Here is a 16653-nt window from a genome sequence, read left to right on the forward strand (position 1 = left end):
GGTTAGCCGACCGATCCTTCCATGCCCATCTCGATGAGCTTGTTGAGTTCCATCGCGTACTCCATGGGCAGCTCGCGCGCGATCGGCTCGATGAAGCCGCGCACGATCATGGCCATCGCCTCGTCCTCGGGGAGGCCGCGCGACATCAGGTAGAAGAGCTGCTCCTCGCTGACCTTCGAGACGGTCGCCTCGTGGCCGAGCTGCACGTCGTCGACGCGGATGTCGATCGCCGGGTAGGTGTCGGAGCGCGAGATGGTGTCGACCAGGAGCGCGTCGCAGCGCACGGTGTTCGCGGAGTGGTGCGCATTGGCATCCACCCGCACCTCGCCGCGGTAGCCCGCACGGCCGCCGCCGCGCGCGATCGACTTCGAGACGATCGACGACTGCGTGTACGGCGCCATGTGGATCATCTTCGCGCCGGCGTCCTGGTGCTGGCCCGGGCCCGCGAACGCGACCGAGAGGGTCTCGCCCTTGGCGTGCTCGCCCATGAGGAAGATCGACGGGTACTTCATCGTCACCTTGGAGCCGATGTTGCCGTCGACCCACTCCATGGTGGCGCCCTCATGGGCGACCGCACGCTTGGTGACGAGGTTGTAGACGTTGTTCGACCAGTTCTGGATCGTCGTGTAGCGCACGCGGGCGTTCTTCTTCACGATGATCTCGACGACGGCCGAGTGCAGCGAGTCGGACTTGTAGATCGGGGCGGTGCAGCCCTCGATGTAGTGGACGTAGCTGTCCTCGTCGGCGATGATCAGGGTCCGCTCGAACTGGCCCATGTTCTCGGTGTTGATCCGGAAGTAGGCCTGGAGCGGGATCTCGACGTGCACGCCCTTCGGGACGTAGACGAACGACCCGCCCGACCAGACGGCGGTGTTCAGCGCGGCGAACTTGTTGTCGCCCGCCGGGATGACCGTGCCGAAGTACTCCTCGAAGAACTCGGGGTGCTCCTTCAGCGCCGTGTCGGTGTCGAGGAAGATGACGCCCTGCTCCTCCAGGTCCTCACGGATCTGGTGGTAGACGACCTCGGACTCGTACTGGGCGGCGACGCCCGCGACGAGGCGCTGGCGCTCGGCCTCGGGGATGCCGAGGCGCTCGTAGGTGTTGCGGATGTCCTCGGGGAGGTCCTCCCAGGTCTGCGCCTGCTTCTCCGTGGACCGGACGAAGTACTTGATGTTCTCGAAGTCGATCTCCGACAGGTCGGCGCCCCAGGACGGCATGGGCTTGCGGTCGAAGAGCTGCAGGCCACGCATGCGACGCTGCAGCATCCACTCGGGCTCGTCCTTCAGCTGCGAGATGTCGGCCACCACTTCGGGCGACAGGCCGCGGCGAGCGGATGCTCCGGCCACGTCGGAGTCGGACCAGCCGAACTCGTACGTGCCGAGCCCCTCCAACTCGGGGCGGTCGATGAGTACGTCCGTCATGCTCTCCCTCTTCTCCTCCCGCGTACCGGCTATCAGTCCGGCCCACCCCCGGCCTTCCGGTCGAGGTGCCGGTTCGGTCGTGGGGTGATGTGCGGGTGGCTTCGTCGCGAACCTACAATGGTGATGTTCCGCGCGCGCGAGCGCGACGGGTCGCATCAACCAATCAAGTCTATAGGGTCGAAGGTCCCGGAGTCCCGACTCCCAGAACCCTCCCACTCCGACCCGGATCAGGAACCCGACGAGCCGTGAACCGCGTCACCGCCTGGCTGCCCGACCGCATCGACCGGCGAGTCCGCGTCGTCGCGTGGCTGTCCTTCCTCGCCCAGACGATCATCATCGCCACCGGCGGAGCGGTGCGGCTGACCGGGTCGGGCCTCGGCTGCCCGACCTGGCCCATGTGCACGGCCGATTCGCTCGTCACGACGCCCGAGATGGGCATCCACGGCGTCATCGAGTTCGGCAACCGCCTCATGACCGGCGTCGTCGGCATCGTCGCCCTGCTCGTGCTGCTCTCGATCTGGCGCCTGCGCCGCGAGCGGCGCGACCTCTGGAGGCTCGCCCTCGTCGTGCTGCTCGGCATCGTCGCGCAGGCGATCGTCGGCGGCATCACGGTCTGGACGGGCCTGAACCCGTTCATCGTCGGCTTCCACTACGTGGCCTCGCTCGCACTCGTCTGCGTGACGGCGGCCTACCTCGTGCGCCTGGATGCGACGCCCGGTCCGCGCGAACTCGCGGTCCCCCGATGGTTCGCGATCCTCACGCACCTCACGACCGCGGTGCTCGCGATCTCGATCGCGTTCGGCGTGCTCACGACCGCCTCCGGCCCGCACTCGGGCGATGCCGACGCCGGACGCACGGGCTTCAACGCCGAGGTGCTGGAGCACGTGCACGCGTGGCCCGGGTACGCGCTCTTCGCGCTGACCGTGGTGCTCGCGATCGCCGCGTGGCGCCTGCGGCTCCCGGTCTCGCGCTGGACGCTCGTGCTCCTCGGGGTGGAGATCGTGCAGATCGCCGTCGGCCTCTACCAGGCCCGCAACGGCCTCCCGCCGCTCGCGGTGGGCGTGCACATGGTCCTCGCCGCGCTCATGGCCGCAGCGATGACCGTCGTCGTGCTGAAGCTCAAGCGCCCGGTGGCGACGGATGCCTCCGCCGGCGCCCCGGCCGTGGCGGCATCCGCTCGCTGACGACCGTTCTCACGGCGGAGCGTCGGCAGGATCGCCGTCGCGGTCGCCGTCGTTCAGAATGGCAGCAGCGGGTCGACGCCCACCGCGAGGAAGAGCAGCGACAGGTAGACGATCGACCCGTGGAAGACCCGCATCGGCGAGACTTCCTGGCCGCGGATCGCGAGGTTGTAAAGGCGGTGGCACTCGGCGACGAACCACACGCCGGCGACGAGCGCGACGCTCGAGTAGAGCAGCCCCATGCCGGCGACCGGGATGAGCAGCAGTGACGCGGCGACCGTCGCGTAGGCGTACAGGATGACCTGCAGGCCCACCTGCGCGCGGCCGCGCACGACCGCGAGCATCGGCACGCCGGCGGCGGCGTAGTCGTCCTTGTACTTCATGGACAGCGGCCAGTAGTGCGGCGGGGTCCAGAGGAAGATGATGAGGAACAGGATGAACGGCGCCCAGCTGAGGCTCTCGGTCACCGCCGCCCAGCCGATGAGCACCGGCATGCAGCCGGCGACGCCGCCCCAGACGATGTTCTGCGCCGTGCGACGCTTCAGGATCAGGCTGTAGAAGACGACGTAGAGCAGGATCGCGGCCAGCGAGAGCAGTGCGGCGAGCCAGTTGGCGAACACCCAGAGCCAGACGATGGATGCCGCGCCGAGCGCGTACGCGAAGACGAGGGCCTCGCGGTCGGTGAGCTCGCCCGTGACGAGCGGGCGCCCCTTCGTGCGCTTCATGACCCGGTCGATGTCGCGGTCGATGTAGCAGTTGAAGGCGCCGGCGGACCCGGCGCTCATCGCGCCGCCCACGAGGGTGGCGAGGAGCAGCCAGACGTCGGGCAGCCCGTTCGAGGCGAGGATCATGGTCGGCGCGGTCACCACCAGGAGCAGCTCGATCACCCGGGGCTTGGTGAGCGCGACGTACGCGGCGACCTTGCGTCGCACGTTCGTCGTCCGTCGAGCGTCACGGATGGTCGGCGCGGCCTGCATGTGTTCCTCTTCCGGGCGCGCGCCGACGAGGCGGGGCGCGCGCAACCCGTTCGATTCTAGGCCATCCGATCGTCGCCGGACGGACGCGTCAAGCCCCGTCATAGAGTGAGGGCTACTCCATATACTGAACCCAGCGCGCCCGGTGGCGCGGATTCGACGTGCTACTCCACCTGACGCATGACCGGATCGGTCCCGGGCTCCACCGCGCCGTCGCGTTTCCCGGCGGGTCCGGGAGCCGAATGGAGAGGCTCCCCGACGCCGTCACGACCGGAAGGAACCCCAACCCGTGGCAACTCTGCACTGGGACCCCATCGACGATCGCGCGGTCGACACGGCGCGCGTGCTCGCCGCCGACGCCGTGGAGAAGGTCGGCAACGGCCACCCCGGCACGGCGATGAGCCTCGCTCCCGTCGCGTACCTGCTCTTCCAGAAGGTGATGCGCCGTGACCCGGCCGATCACGACTGGCTCGGGCGGGACCGCTTCATCCTCTCCGCGGGCCACAGCTCGCTGACGCAGTACGTCCAGCTCTACCTCGCCGGCGACGGCCTCGAGCTCGCCGACCTCGAGGCCCTCCGCACGTGGGGTTCGAAGACCCCCGGCCACCCCGAGTACGGCCACACGGCCGGCGTCGAGATCACGACCGGACCGCTCGGCCAGGGCCTCGCGTCCGCGGTCGGGTTCGCCTACGCGTCCCGGTACGAGCGCGGCCTGTTCGACCCCGAGGCGCCCGCCGGCGAGAGCCCGTTCGACCACCACATCTACGTGATCGCCTCCGACGGCGACCTCGAGGAGGGCGTGACGAGCGAGGCCTCCTCGCTCGCCGGCCACCAGCAGCTCGGCAACCTCGTCGTGTTCTACGACTCGAACCAGATCTCGATCGAGGACGACACCGACATCGCCTTCACCGAAGACGTCGCCAAGCGCTACGAGGCGTACGGATGGCACGTGCAGACGGTCGACTGGAAGAAGACGGGCGAGTACGTCGAAGACGTCGCCGAGCTGAACGACGCCGTCGAGGCCGCGAAGGCCGAGACCGGCAAGCCCTCGATCATCATCCTGAAGACGATCATCGGCTGGCCCGCCCCGAAGAAGCAGAACACGGGCAAGATCCACGGCTCGGCGCTGGGCGCCGAGGAGCTCGCCGCGACGAAGGAGGTGCTCGGCTTCGACCCCGAGCAGAACTTCGTCGTCGCCGACGAGGTCATCGAGCGCACGCGCACCAATGCGCGCGATCGCGCGGCCGAGGCCAAGCAGTCGTGGGATGCCTCGTTCGAGGCCTGGGCGGCCGCGAACCCCGAGCGCAAGGCGCTGCTCGACCGGCTCGAGGCGGGCGAGCTGCCCGACGGCCTCGAGGCGGCGCTGCCGGTCTTCGAGGGCGGCACCGAGGTCTCGACGCGTGCCGCGTCGGGCAAGGTCATCAACGCGCTCGCCGCGCAGCTGCCCGAGCTGTGGGGCGGATCGGCCGACCTCGCCGAGTCGAACCTCACGACGATCAACGGCGCGCCCTCGTTCATCCCGGCCGAGCACTCGACGCACGAGTTCCCCGGCAACCGGTACGGGCGGGTGCTGCACTTCGGCATCCGCGAGCACGCCATGGCCTCGATCCTGAACGGCATCGTGCTGCACGGAAAGACGCGCGCGTTCGGCGGCACGTTCCTGATCTTCAGCGACTACATGCGGCCCGCCGTCCGACTCGCGGCACTCATGCAGATCCCGTCGATCTTCGTCTGGACCCACGACTCGGTCGCGCTCGGCGAGGACGGCCCCACGCACCAGCCGATCGAGCAGCTGAGCTCCCTCCGCGCCATCCCGCACCTCTCGGTCGTGCGCCCCGGCGACGCGAACGAGACCGCGTACGCGTGGCTCGAGATCCTGAAGCGCCGCGGCGGGCCCGCGGGCATCGCGCTGACCCGCCAGAACATCCCCGTGTTCGAGCGTGGCGAGGGCGCGGCATCCGGGGACACACTCGCTGCGGCCTCGAACGTCGCGAAGGGCGCGTACGTCCTCGCCGAGGCGGCCTCCGGCACGCCCGACGTGATCCTGATCGCCACGGGTTCGGAGGTGCAGGTCGCGCTCGCCGCGCGCGAGCAGCTCGCCGCCGAGGGCGTGTCGGCCCGCGTCGTGTCGGCGCCGAGCCTCGAATGGTTCGAGGAGCAGGATGCCGCGTACCGCGAGTCCGTGCTCCCGAGTTCGGTCACCGCGCGCGTCAGCGTCGAGGCCGGCCTCGCGCTCACCTGGTACCGCTACCTCGGCACGCGCGGGCGCGCCGTCTCGATCGAGCACTTCGGCGCATCCGCCGACTACAAGACCCTCTTCCGCGAGTTCGGCATCACGCCTGAGCACGTCGTGGCCGCCGCGAAGGAATCGCTCGCGTCGAACTGACCGAGCACGAAGGAGACATTCATCATGAGCACCACTCCCACCGCCGCCCTGTCCCAGGCCGGCGTCAGCATCTGGCTCGACGACCTCTCGCGCGAGCGCATCGTCTCGGGCGGCCTCGAGCGGCTCATCGCCGAGCGCGACGTCGTCGGCGTGACCACCAACCCGACCATCTTCGCCGGCGCCCTCGCGAAGGGCGAGGCGTACCGCGACCAGGTCGCCGCCCTCGCGGCCGACGGCGCCGACGTCGACCGCGCGGTCTTCGAGATCACGACCGACGACGTGCGCGACGCAGCCGACCACTTCCGGCCGGTCTACGACCGCACCGACGGCTACGACGGCCGGGTGTCGATCGAGGTCTCGCCCGACCTCGCGAACGAGACCGAGGCGACGATCGCCGAGGCGCACCGCCTCTGGGACAAGGTCGACCGCCCCAACGTCATGATCAAGATCCCCGCCACGCGCGCGGGCCTGCCCGCGATCACCGCGGCGATCGGAGCGGGCATCAGCGTCAACGTGACCCTGATCTTCAGCCTCGACCGGTACCGCGAGGTCATCGACGCGTACCTCACCGGCCTCGAGCAGGCCAAGGCGGCCGGCATCGACCTGTCGACCATCCACTCGGTGGCCTCGTTCTTCGTCTCGCGCGTCGACACCGAGATCGACAAGCGGCTCGAGGCGATCGGCTCACCGGAGGCGATCGCGCTGAAGAGCCGGGCCGGCGTCGCCAACGCGCGCCTCGCGTACGAGCTCTACCTCCAGCAGTTCGCCGCGCCGCGCGCGGTCGCACTGCTCGACGCCGGCGCGAACCGGCAGCGCCCGCTGTGGGCCTCGACCGGCGTGAAGGACCCGGCGCTGCCCGACACGCTCTACGTGACGGAGCTCGTGGCCCACGGCGTCGTCAACACGATGCCCGAGAAGACGCTCGAGGCGACCTTCGACCACGGCGTCGTCGAGGGCGACACCGTGACCGGCGCGTTCGCCGAGGCGGGCCGGGTGCTCGACGCCCTCGCGAGCGTCGGCGTCGAGTACGACGACGTGACCGAGCTCCTCGAGCGCGAGGGCGTCGACAAGTTCATCGTCTCGTGGAACGAGCTGCTCGAGACCGTGCGTTCCGCCCTGGAGGCAGCTCGGTGAATGTCCGCATCTCCGTGAACGGCCCTGCGGCCGACGCGGTGCGACGGACCGTGCCGCGCCTGGTGGCCGACCGTGTGGCGACGGGCATCACCGTGCTCGATTCGAGCCTCTGGGGGCCGGCCGCCGAGGAGGAGGCCGCGAAGCGGCTCGGGTGGACCGAGGCCATCGCGGTCTCGCGTCCCCTCCTGCCCGAGATCGCGGCGCTCCGCGACGAACTCCGCGCGCGCGGCGTCGATCACGTCGTGCTCGCGGGCATGGGCGGGTCCTCGCTCGCCCCGGAGGTCATCGCCCGGACCGCGGGCGCGAACCTCACGGTGCTCGACTCGACGGAACCCGACCAGGTGCGCGCGGCACTCGCCGACCGGATCGAGCGGACGGTGCTCGTCGTCGCGTCGAAGTCCGGCTCGACCGTCGAGACCGATTCGCAGCGGCGCGCCTATGAGCAGGCGTTCGCCGACGCGGGCATCGATCCCGCGACGCGCATCGTGGTCGTCACCGACCCGGGCTCGCCGCTCGAGGAATCCGCACGCGCCGCCGGGTACCGGGTCTTCACCGCCGACCCGACGGTCGGCGGGCGCTACTCGGCGCTCACGGCGTTCGGCCTCGTGCCGACCGGCCTCGCCGGCGTCGACCTCGACGAGCTGCTCGACGAGGCCGAGGCGATCGAACTCGCCCTCGCGCTCGACTCCGACGAGAACCCCGGCCTGGTGCTCGGCGCCGCCATCGCGGCGACCGACCCGCGACGGGACAAGCTCGCGGTCGTCGCCGACGGAACCCACATCGTCGGCTTCGCCGACTGGGCCGAGCAGCTCATCGCGGAGTCGACCGGCAAGGAGGGCACGGGCATCCTGCCCGTCGTCCTCGGCCCGGACGCGCCCGAACTCGTGTCGCGTCCCTCCGACCTGCAGGTCGTGCGCCTCGTCGACGACGCCGGCACCGAACGGTTCGTCGATGGCACCGACGGCGAGATCCGCGTGTCCGGGACCCTCGGCGCGCAGTTGCTCGCATGGGAGTACGCCACGGCGGTCGCCGGCCGGCTGCTCGGCATCAACCCGTTCGACCAGCCCGACGTCGAGTCGGCGAAGGTCGCGGCACGGGGCCTGCTCGAGGCCCGGCCCGAGCCGGCACCCGCGGCGTTCGTCGCCGACGGCATCGAGGTCCGCGGCACGCCCGACGTGATCGGCGCGGCCAGCGACCTCGCCTCCGCGATCGAGGTCCTGCTCGAGGAACTCCCCGCAGACGGGTACCTGTCGGTCCAGGCGTACGTCGACCGAGTGGCGCACCCCGCATTCGCCGAGCTCCGCGACCTGCTGGCGGCCCGCAGCGGCCGCCCGGTCACGTTCGGGTGGGGTCCGCGATTCCTCCACTCGACCGGTCAGTACCACAAGGGCGGTCCGGCGAACGGCGTGTTCCTCCAGCTCGTCCAGCGACCGACGGACGACCTGCCCATCCCAGGGCGGCCGTTCACGTTCGGCGAGCTCCTCACCGCCCAGGCCTCCGGCGACGCATCCGTCCTCGCCGAGCACGGCCGGCCGGTCCTCACACTGACCCTGCCCGATCCGAGCGCCGACCTCCGGTCGTTGCGCGAGGCCATCGGCTGACCCTGGAGCACACATGCATCCGGTCGAGATCACGGCATCGCACAATCCGTTGCGATCGCCCAAGGACTACCGCCTGAACCGGATCGCCGGCCCGTCGAGCCTCATCATCTTCGGCGTCACCGGCGACCTCTCCCGCAAGAAGCTCATGCCCGCGGTCTACGACCTCGCGAACCGCGGGCTCCTGCCGCCGGGCTTCGCGCTCGTCGGCTTCGCTCGGCGCGACTGGGAGGACCAGGACTTCGCCCAGGTCGTGCACGACTCGGTGAAGCAATACGCCCGCACCGAGTTCCGCGAGGACGTCTGGAAGCAGCTCTCGCAGGGCATCCGCTTCGTCCAGGGCACCTTCGACGACGACGAGGCGTTCGAGCGTCTGCGCACCACCGTCCAGAACCTGGATCGCGAGCGCGGCACGATGGGCAACCACGCGTTCTACCTGTCGATCCCGCCCAAGTCGTTCCCCCAGGTGACCGAGCAGCTCAAGCGCTCGGGCCTGACGGAGCAGAAGGGCGACCAGTGGCGACGCGTCGTCATCGAGAAGCCGTTCGGGTCCGACCTCAAGACCGCGATCGAGTTGAACGACGTCGTCGCATCGGTCTTCCCGCCCGATTCGGTGTTCCGGATCGACCACTACCTCGGCAAGGAGACCGTCCAGAACATCCTCGCGCTGCGGTTCGCCAACCAGCTGTACGAGCCCATCTGGAACGCCAACTTCGTCGACCACGTGCAGATCACGATGGCCGAGGACATCGGCGTGGGCGGTCGCGCGGGCTACTACGACGGCATCGGCGCGGCACGCGACGTCATCCAGAACCACCTGCTGCAGCTGCTCGCGCTCACCGCGATGGAGGAGCCCATCTCGTTCGACGCCGCGGACCTGCGCGCCGAGAAGGAGAAGATCCTGCGCGCGGTGCGCCTGCCGTCCGACCTCGCGACGGCGACGGCCCGCGGGCAGTACTCCGGCGGATGGCAGGGCGGCGAGAAGGTCACCGGCTTCCTCGACGAGGACGGCATGAACCCCGAGTCGACGACCGAGACGTACGCGGCCATGAAGCTGCTCATCGGCACGCGCCGCTGGGCCGGCGTCCCCTTCTACCTGCGGGCCGGCAAGCGCCTCGGGCGACGGGTCACCGAGATCGCGGTCGTCTTCAAGCGCGCACCCCAACAGGTGTTCGCCGACAGCCAGACCTCGCAACTCGGTCAGAACGCGCTCGTGATCCGGGTCCAGCCCGACGAGGGCGTGACCATCCGCTTCGGATCCAAGGTCCCGGGAGCGGGCATGCAGGTGCGCGACGTGACCATGGACTTCGGGTACGGGCACGCGTTCACCGAGGCCAGCCCCGAGGCGTACGAGCGCCTCATCCTCGACGTGCTCCTCGGCGACCCGCCCCTCTTCCCCCGGCAGGAGGAGGTCGAGCTCTCCTGGAAGATCCTCGACCCGATCGAGGAGTTCTGGGCGACCCAGGGCCAGCCCGAGCAGTACAAGCCCGGTTCGTGGGGCCCGTCTTCGGCCGACGAGCTCCTCGCCCGCGACGGACGCACCTGGAGGCGCCCATGATCGTCGAACTGCCCGACACGACCACGAGCAAGGTCTCGAAGACGCTCGTGAAGATCCGCGAGGAGGGCGGCGTCGTCGCCCTCGGTCGCGTGCTGACCCTCGTCATCGCCACCACGCACGACGGCGAGGAGGAGGCCATCGAGGCCGCGAACGACGCGTCCCGCGAGCACCCGATGCGCGTCATCGTGGTCTCGACCGAGGACGAGGGCGACGCGGGCCCCAGTCGCCTCGACGCGGAGATCCGCGTCGGCGGCGACGCCGGTGCCAGCGAGGTCGTCATCCTCCGCGCGAGCGGCGATGCGTCCCAGGACGAGCAGGGGCTCGTGATGGGCCTGCTCCTGCCCGACGCCCCGGTCGTCACGTGGTGGCCGGGCGCCGCGCCGGCCGTGCCGGGCGACTCGCCGCTCGGTCGGATCGCCCAGCGCCGCATCACGGACGCCTCGACGCAGCCCGACCCGCAGGCGGCGCTCGACGCCCTCGCCGCGAGCTACCGCCCGGGCGACGCCGACTTCGCCTGGACGCGCCTGACGCTGTGGCGCGCGCAACTGGCCGCGGTGCTCGACCAGCCGCCGTTCGAATCCGTCAACACCGTCCAGGTGACCGGTTCCATCGACTCCCCGTCGACCACGCTGCTCGCCGCATGGCTCTCGATGCAGCTCGGGGCGTCGACGAACTGCGCCCTCACCGGGCTCGAGCACGGATCGCACGGCATCCGCGGGGTCCACCTCGGCCGCGCCTCAGGCACGATCGAGCTCGTGCGGGATCACCCGGGCGTCGCGACGCTCCGCCAGCCGGGGCAACCCGTGCACGACGTCGCACTCCCCCGACGCAGCCTCCGCGACTGCCTCGCCGACGAGCTGCGCCGCCTCGATCCCGACGAACTGTACGGTGAGGTGATCACCCGCGGTCTCGGGCTGCTGCCCGACCACCGCACCGCCGAGAGCGAAGGAGCCTCCGCATGACGAACGAGCGGCGCGTACTCGTCCACCCCGACAAGGGCACCCTCGCCGGGGCGGTCGCCGCTCGATTCATCACCAAGGTCCTCGACCTGCTCGACGTGCAGGAGACGATCCACGTGGTCCTCACCGGCGGATCGATGGGCGGCGCCGTGCTCGAGGCCGTCGGGGCGTCGCCCGCCCACAAGTCGGTGGACTGGCAGCGCGTGCACTTCTGGTGGGGCGACGAGCGATGGGTCCCCGCGGGTGACGACGAGCGCAACGACCGCCAATCGCGGGAGGCGCTCCTCGACGCGCTGCACCTGCCCGAGGAGCACATCCACCCGTTCCCGGCCTCGGACTCCGGTCTCTCGCTCGACGAGGCCGCCGACGCCTACACCGCCGAGCTCGCCCGGTACGCCGCCGAGGGGTTGCCGCACCCGGTGTTCGACATCGTGTTCCTCGGCGTGGGTCCGGACGGGCACATCGCCTCGCTGTTCCCGCACCGGTCGGGCATCCAGGTCGTCGATCGGCCGGTCATCGCGGTGCGCGAGTCGCCGAAGCCGCCGCCGGAGCGACTGAGCCTCACGCGACCCGTCATCAACGCCGCGCAGCGCGTCTGGCTGGTGCTCGCCGGAGCCGACAAGGCGTCGGCCCTCGGGCTCGCCCTCGCCGGCGCCAGCCGCGACGAGGTGCCCGTCGCTGGAATCAAGGGCCGCCGGCGCACCGTGTTCTTCGTCGACCGGGACGCCGCCGCCGAAGTGCCCGACGCGCTCATCGCGCGCGACTACTGAGCCGGCCGGTCGAGTACCGGGACACCGAGTCGTCAGCCACGAGAAAGGGCCGCCCGAAGGCGGCCCTTTTCTCGTTCCCGTGATCGGGATCAGTCGTTCGAGGCGGTGCCCCGACGAGCGCGCAGCTGCTGCAGCGCCTCCTCGAGGAGTGCGGCCGCCTCCTCCTCGCTGCGTCGTTCCTTCACGTACGCGAGGTGGGTCTTGTACGGCTCGAGCTTCGCGACAGCCGGCGGGTTGTCCTTGTCGCGACCGGCTGGCAGGCCGGTCGACGGGCTGTCGATGACGTCCGGGATCTCCTCCTCGGGCACGTTCGCCGCGAAGTACCGCACGGTCTCGTTGCCCTGGGCGTCCCAGTAGCTCACGGCGACCCGCTCGGCGTGGAATCCACGGTCCTGCTCGCCCATCGGCCCCGACCCGACCCGCGAACCGCGGATGGCGCTGTTTCCAGAAACCACGTCTCCTCCGTCAGATTCCGGCGTCGAACTTGGTGATGAGGCCGAGCACCACGATGCACGTCACCCAGACGAGTCCGAGGATGATCGTGATGCGGTTGAGGTTGCGCTCCGCGACCCCGGAGGCACCGAGGTTCGAGGTGACGCCGCCGCCGAACATGTCGGACAGCCCGCCGCCGCGGCCCTTGTGCAGCAGGATCAGGAGCGTGAGCAGGATGCTCGTGAGGCCGAGCAGCACCTGCAGGACGACCTGGAGAATCTCCACGGTGAAACCTTTCCGGGCATGACCGAATATGTCGATGCCGCCTGTCGAGTATAGCCGCAGCGCCGTCCGGCCGACGTCCGCGAGGCGGACGCGGCCGGACGGCGCGGCAGTGGTTCGGGGTCTTCGGCTCAGGCCCCGACGTGCTTCTTGAAACGGACGATGCTCGAGAACTCGTCGAGGTCGAGGCTCGCACCGCCGACGAGCGCGCCGTCCACGTCGGGCTCGCGCATGAACGCCGCGATGTTCGCCGCCTTCACCGAGCCGCCGTAGAGGATGCGCGTCGACGCCGCGAGGTCGGCGCCGGCGATCTCGGCGAGCACGCCGCGGAGGGCCGCGGCGACCTGCTGCGCCTGCTCGGGCGTCGCCGCCTGGCCCGACCCGATCGCCCAGACCGGCTCATAGGCGACGACGAGGCCCTTCGACACGTCGACACCCTCCAACGCGCCGCGGAGCTGCGCCACGGGCACGGCGCTCGCACCGTGCTGTTCGAGGTCCTCCGCGGTCTCGCCCACGCAGAGCACCGGCACGAGCCCGTGTCGGTGCGCCGCGACGACCTTGGCGTTCACGACCTCGTCGGTCTCCGCGTGCATCGTGCGCCGCTCCGAGTGCCCGATGATGACGTAGGCGCAATCGAGCTTCGACAGGAACGCGCCCGACACCTCGCCGGTGTAGGCGCCGGAGTCCTTCGCCGAGAGGTCCTGCGCGCCGTACTTCACGGGCAGGTCGTCGGCGGCGACGAGCGTCTGCACCGACCGGAGGTCGGTGAACGGCGGGAACACGGCGACCTCGGCGTCGGCGAAGTCGTGCTTCGCGTCGGAGAGGTTCCACGCGAGCTTCTGCACGAACGCGATCGCCTGCAGGTGGTCGAGGTTCATCTTCCAGTTGCCCGCGATGAACGGGGTGCGGGTCACTGCCATCCGAGGACCTCCAGTCCGGGGAGCTTCTTGCCTTCGAGGAATTCCAGGCTCGCGCCGCCGCCCGTCGAGATGTGCCCGAAGGCCGACTCGTCGAATCCGAGCTGACGCACGGCCGCGGCCGAGTCGCCGCCGCCGACCACGCTGAGGCCCTCGACCTCGATGAGGGCGGATGCCACGGTGCGGGTGCCGTCGGCGAACGGGGCGAGCTCGAACACGCCCATCGGGCCGTTCCAGAACACGGTCTTCGCGCCGCGGACGCGCTCCGCGAAGGCGGCCGCCGTGTCGGGGCCGATGTCGAGGCCGAGCCCGGAAGCGCCGAACGGCGTCTCCTCGATCGCGTCGGCCGCGGCGACCTGGTGGTCGGCCTCGGCCGAGAACGACGCGGCGACCACGACGTCCGTCGGCAGGACGATGTCGACGCCGCGCTCTGCGGCATCCGCCAGGTAGCCCTTCACGGTGTCGATCTGATCGGCCTCGAGCAGGCTCGAGCCCACCTTGTGGCCCTGCGCCGCGAGGAACGTGAACAGCATGCCGCCGCCGATGAGCAGGGCGTCGACGCGCGGGAGCAGGTGCTCGATGACGCCGAGCTTGTCGGACACCTTCGAGCCGCCGAGCACGACCACGTACGGGCGCTCGGGGTTCTCGGTGAGCCGGTCGAGCACGTCGAGCTCGGCCGCGATGAGGAGGCCGGCGGCGCTCGGACGCAGCTGCTCGAGCTCGTACACGCTCGCCTGCTTGCGGTGCACGACGCCGAAGCCGTCGGAGACGACGGAATCCGCGAACTCGGCGAGCTGCCCGGCGAACGCGGTGCGCTCGGCCTCGTTCTTGCTCGTCTCGCCCGGGTTGAAGCGGAGGTTCTCGAGCACGAGCACCTCGCCGTCGCCGAGTGCGGCGACCTTGGCCGCGGCATCCTCGCCGACCGTGTCGGTCGCGAACGAGACGGGCGCGTCCAGCACCTCGCCGAGGCGCACGGCTACGGGTTCGAGGCTGTACTTCGGGTCGGGCGCGCCCTCGGGGCGGCCGAGGTGCGAGATCACGATCACCTTCGCGCCCTGTTCGACGAGCGCGGTGAGCGTGGGGACCGACGCGCGCACGCGGCCGTCGTCCGTGATGACCCCGTCCTTGAGCGGGACGTTGAGGTCGCAGCGGACGACGACGCGCGTGCCGGCGAGCGGACCCAGGGAATCGATGGTCCTGAGGGTCACGTCGTCGCGCCTCAGAGTCGCTCGGCCACGTACTCGGTGAGGTCGACGAGCCGGTTGGAGTAGCCCCACTCGTTGTCGTACCACGCCGAGAGCTTGACCTGGTCGCCGATCACGCGCGTGAGCCCCGCGTCGAAGATCGACGAGTGCGGGTCGGTCGTGATGTCGCTCGAGACGATCGGGTCCTCGGTGTACTTGAGGATGCCCTTCATCGGTCCCTCGGCAGCCTTCTTGTAGGCCGCCTTGACCTCGTCGACCGTCACCGGGCGCGATGCCGTCACGGTGAGGTCGGTGATGGAGCCGGTGGGGACGGGCACGCGCAGCGCGAAGCCGTCGAGCTTGCCGACGAGCTCGGGCAGCACGAGTCCGATGGCCTTCGCGGCCCCGGTGGAGGTCGGCACGATGTTGATCGCGGCCGCGCGGGCGCGACGGAGGTCCTTGTGCGGGCCGTCCTGCAGGTTCTGGTCGGCGGTGTACGCGTGCACTGTCGTCATCAGGCCGCGCTCGATGCCGAATTCGTCGTTGAAGACCTTCGCGAGCGGCGCGAGGCAGTTCGTCGTGCACGAGGCGTTCGAGATGATGTGGTGGTTCGCGGGGTCGTACGAGTCCTCGTTGACGCCCATGACGAAGGTCGCGTCCTCGTCGGTCGCGGGCGCCGAGATGAGCACCTTCTTCGCACCGGCGTCGAGGTGCTTCCTCGCGTCGGCGGCCTTGGTGAAGAAGCCGGTCGACTCGATGACGATGTCGACGCCGAGGTCGCCCCAGGGCAGGTTCGCGGGGTCGCGCTCCGCGAAGGCGCGGATCGACTTGCCGTCGACGATCAGGTGCTCGTCGTCGTACTCGACCGTCGCGTCGAGGCGCCCGGTGATCGAGTCGTACTTCAGCAGGTGCGCGAGCGTCTTGTTGTCGGTGAGGTCGTTCACCGCGACGATCTCGAGGTCGGCCCCCTGGGCGAGGGCCGCACGGAAGTAGTTGCGGCCGATACGGCCGAAGCCGTTGATGCCGATCTTTACAGACACAGGAATTCTCCCCTGTTGTGATGGGCGCGAGCGCGCTTGTTGGAGATGGTTCTGACCGGACGGCGGTGTCCCCGGACGGCGTCCGGGGACACCATCCGCTATGACAGTAGCAGCAGGCCTGAGGTCTTCTCAGTGGCGGCCTGGAAGCGCTGCTGGACGTTCTCCCAGGCCACGATGTTCCAGAACGCCTTCACGTAATCGGCTCGCACGTTCTTGTAGTCGAGGTAGTACGCGTGCTCCCACACGTCGAGCATCAGGAGCGGCACGATGCCGGCCGGGAGGTTCGCCTGCTGATCGAAGAACTGGACGATGATCAGGCGCTGTCCGATCGAGTCCCACGCGAGCACGGCCCAGCCCGAGCCCTGCACGCCGAGGGCGGTGGCGGTGAAGTGCGCCTGGAACTTCTCGAACGAGCCGAAGTGGTCGTCGATCGCCGAGGCGAGCTCGCCGGTCGGCTCGTCGCCGCCGTCGGGCGACATGTTGGTCCAGAAGATCGAGTGGTTGACGTGACCGCCGAGATTGAACGCGAGGTCCTTCTCGAGCTTGTTCACGTTCGCCAGGTTGCCGGAGTCGCGCGCCTCGGCGAGCTGCGCGAGCGCCGTGTTCGCACCGGTCACGTAGGCCTGGTGGTGCTTCGAGTGGTGCAACTCCATGATCGTGCCGCTGATCGACGGCTCGAGGGCCGCATAATCGTAGGCGAGCTCAGGGAGGGTGTAGTCAGCCATTGCTTCTCCTTGTCAGCAGCCGGGTGAACCGGACGTCTGCCCGGGGACCGCGGCGTTCTCGATCCTATGCCCGTGGTCGGGCCGGATGACGG

General features: G+C 70.0%; 15 protein-coding genes. 7 read left to right on the forward strand and 8 right to left on the reverse strand.

What is annotated here, in order from left to right:
- Positions 1-2 precede the first annotated feature (2 nt).
- The gene (gene sufB / locus GJ743_RS11550; RefSeq protein WP_155052087.1) at positions 3-1421 is read right to left on the reverse strand and encodes a Fe-S cluster assembly protein SufB; all 1419 of its coding nucleotides are present in this window, start codon (positions 1419-1421) and stop codon (positions 3-5) included.
- 245 nt (positions 1422-1666) lie between these two features.
- Here sufB and GJ743_RS11555 point away from each other — a divergent pair, with 245 nt between their 5' ends.
- Positions 1667-2605, forward strand: a complete 939-nt coding sequence (locus GJ743_RS11555) for a COX15/CtaA family protein (protein WP_328289097.1) — start codon at positions 1667-1669, stop codon at positions 2603-2605.
- Between the two features lie 53 nt (positions 2606-2658).
- Here GJ743_RS11555 and GJ743_RS11560 read toward each other — a convergent pair whose 3' ends face one another.
- Positions 2659-3579 (reverse strand): heme o synthase, encoded by a 921-nt coding sequence (locus GJ743_RS11560; protein ID WP_155052295.1) that lies wholly within the window; start codon positions 3577-3579, stop codon positions 2659-2661.
- Between the two features lie 286 nt (positions 3580-3865).
- Here GJ743_RS11560 and tkt point away from each other — a divergent pair, with 286 nt between their 5' ends.
- Genes tkt through pgl form a run of 6 tightly spaced genes read left to right on the forward strand, consistent with a single transcriptional unit; the run spans position 3866 to position 11981 of the window.
- Entirely contained in the window at positions 3866-5962 is a 2097-nt protein-coding gene (tkt, locus tag GJ743_RS11565) for a transketolase (RefSeq protein WP_328289098.1), read from the forward strand.
- Between the two features lie 24 nt (positions 5963-5986).
- Positions 5987-7096 (forward strand): transaldolase, encoded by a 1110-nt coding sequence (tal, locus tag GJ743_RS11570; RefSeq protein ID WP_155052088.1) that lies wholly within the window; start codon positions 5987-5989, stop codon positions 7094-7096.
- Positions 7093-8697, forward strand: coding sequence for a glucose-6-phosphate isomerase (locus GJ743_RS11575; protein WP_328289099.1), 1605 nt, complete (start codon positions 7093-7095; stop codon positions 8695-8697). The genes tal and GJ743_RS11575 overlap by 4 nt, the downstream gene beginning before the upstream one ends.
- Positions 8698-8710: 13 nt before the next feature.
- Complete coding sequence (zwf, locus tag GJ743_RS11580; RefSeq protein ID WP_155052089.1) at positions 8711-10252, forward strand: glucose-6-phosphate dehydrogenase; 1542 nt, start codon at positions 8711-8713, stop codon at positions 10250-10252.
- Positions 10249-11214, forward strand: a complete 966-nt coding sequence (locus tag GJ743_RS11585) for a glucose-6-phosphate dehydrogenase assembly protein OpcA (protein ID WP_155052090.1) — start codon at positions 10249-10251, stop codon at positions 11212-11214. Before zwf ends, GJ743_RS11585 begins: the two co-directional genes overlap by 4 nt.
- On the forward strand, positions 11211-11981 hold the full coding sequence (gene pgl, locus GJ743_RS11590; RefSeq protein ID WP_155052091.1) for a 6-phosphogluconolactonase: 771 nt from the start codon (positions 11211-11213) through the stop codon (positions 11979-11981). Before GJ743_RS11585 ends, pgl begins: the two co-directional genes overlap by 4 nt.
- Before the next feature lie 89 nt (positions 11982-12070).
- On the opposite strand, the gene GJ743_RS11595 is transcribed toward pgl, so the two are convergent.
- From GJ743_RS11595 to GJ743_RS11620, 6 genes are all read right to left on the reverse strand, one after another.
- Positions 12071-12436 (reverse strand): RNA polymerase-binding protein RbpA, encoded by a 366-nt coding sequence (locus GJ743_RS11595; protein WP_166548841.1) that lies wholly within the window; start codon positions 12434-12436, stop codon positions 12071-12073.
- A gap of 10 nt (positions 12437-12446) precedes the next feature.
- Complete coding sequence (gene secG, locus GJ743_RS11600) at positions 12447-12698, reverse strand: preprotein translocase subunit SecG (protein ID WP_067947350.1); 252 nt, start codon at positions 12696-12698, stop codon at positions 12447-12449.
- A 128-nt stretch (positions 12699-12826) separates the two neighbouring features.
- Positions 12827-13615 carry a triose-phosphate isomerase gene (gene tpiA, locus GJ743_RS11605; RefSeq protein WP_155052093.1) on the reverse strand — a complete coding sequence of 263 codons (789 nt, stop codon included), beginning with the start codon at positions 13613-13615 and terminating at the stop codon, positions 12827-12829.
- Complete coding sequence (locus GJ743_RS11610; RefSeq protein WP_328289100.1) at positions 13606-14820, reverse strand: phosphoglycerate kinase; 1215 nt, start codon at positions 14818-14820, stop codon at positions 13606-13608. Before GJ743_RS11610 ends, tpiA begins: the two co-directional genes overlap by 10 nt.
- 11 nt (positions 14821-14831) lie before the next feature.
- A complete protein-coding gene (gap, locus tag GJ743_RS11615) occupies positions 14832-15836 on the reverse strand; it encodes a type I glyceraldehyde-3-phosphate dehydrogenase (RefSeq protein ID WP_328289101.1) in 1005 nt (334 codons plus the stop codon).
- Positions 15837-15934: 98 nt separating this feature from the next.
- Entirely contained in the window at positions 15935-16561 is a 627-nt protein-coding gene (locus GJ743_RS11620; RefSeq protein ID WP_155052094.1) for a superoxide dismutase, read from the reverse strand.
- Positions 16562-16653 lie beyond the last annotated feature (92 nt).

Origin of the sequence: Agromyces bracchium, assembly GCF_009709675.1 — a bacterium.
Classification (GTDB): Bacteria; Actinomycetota; Actinomycetes; order Actinomycetales; family Microbacteriaceae; genus Agromyces; species Agromyces bracchium.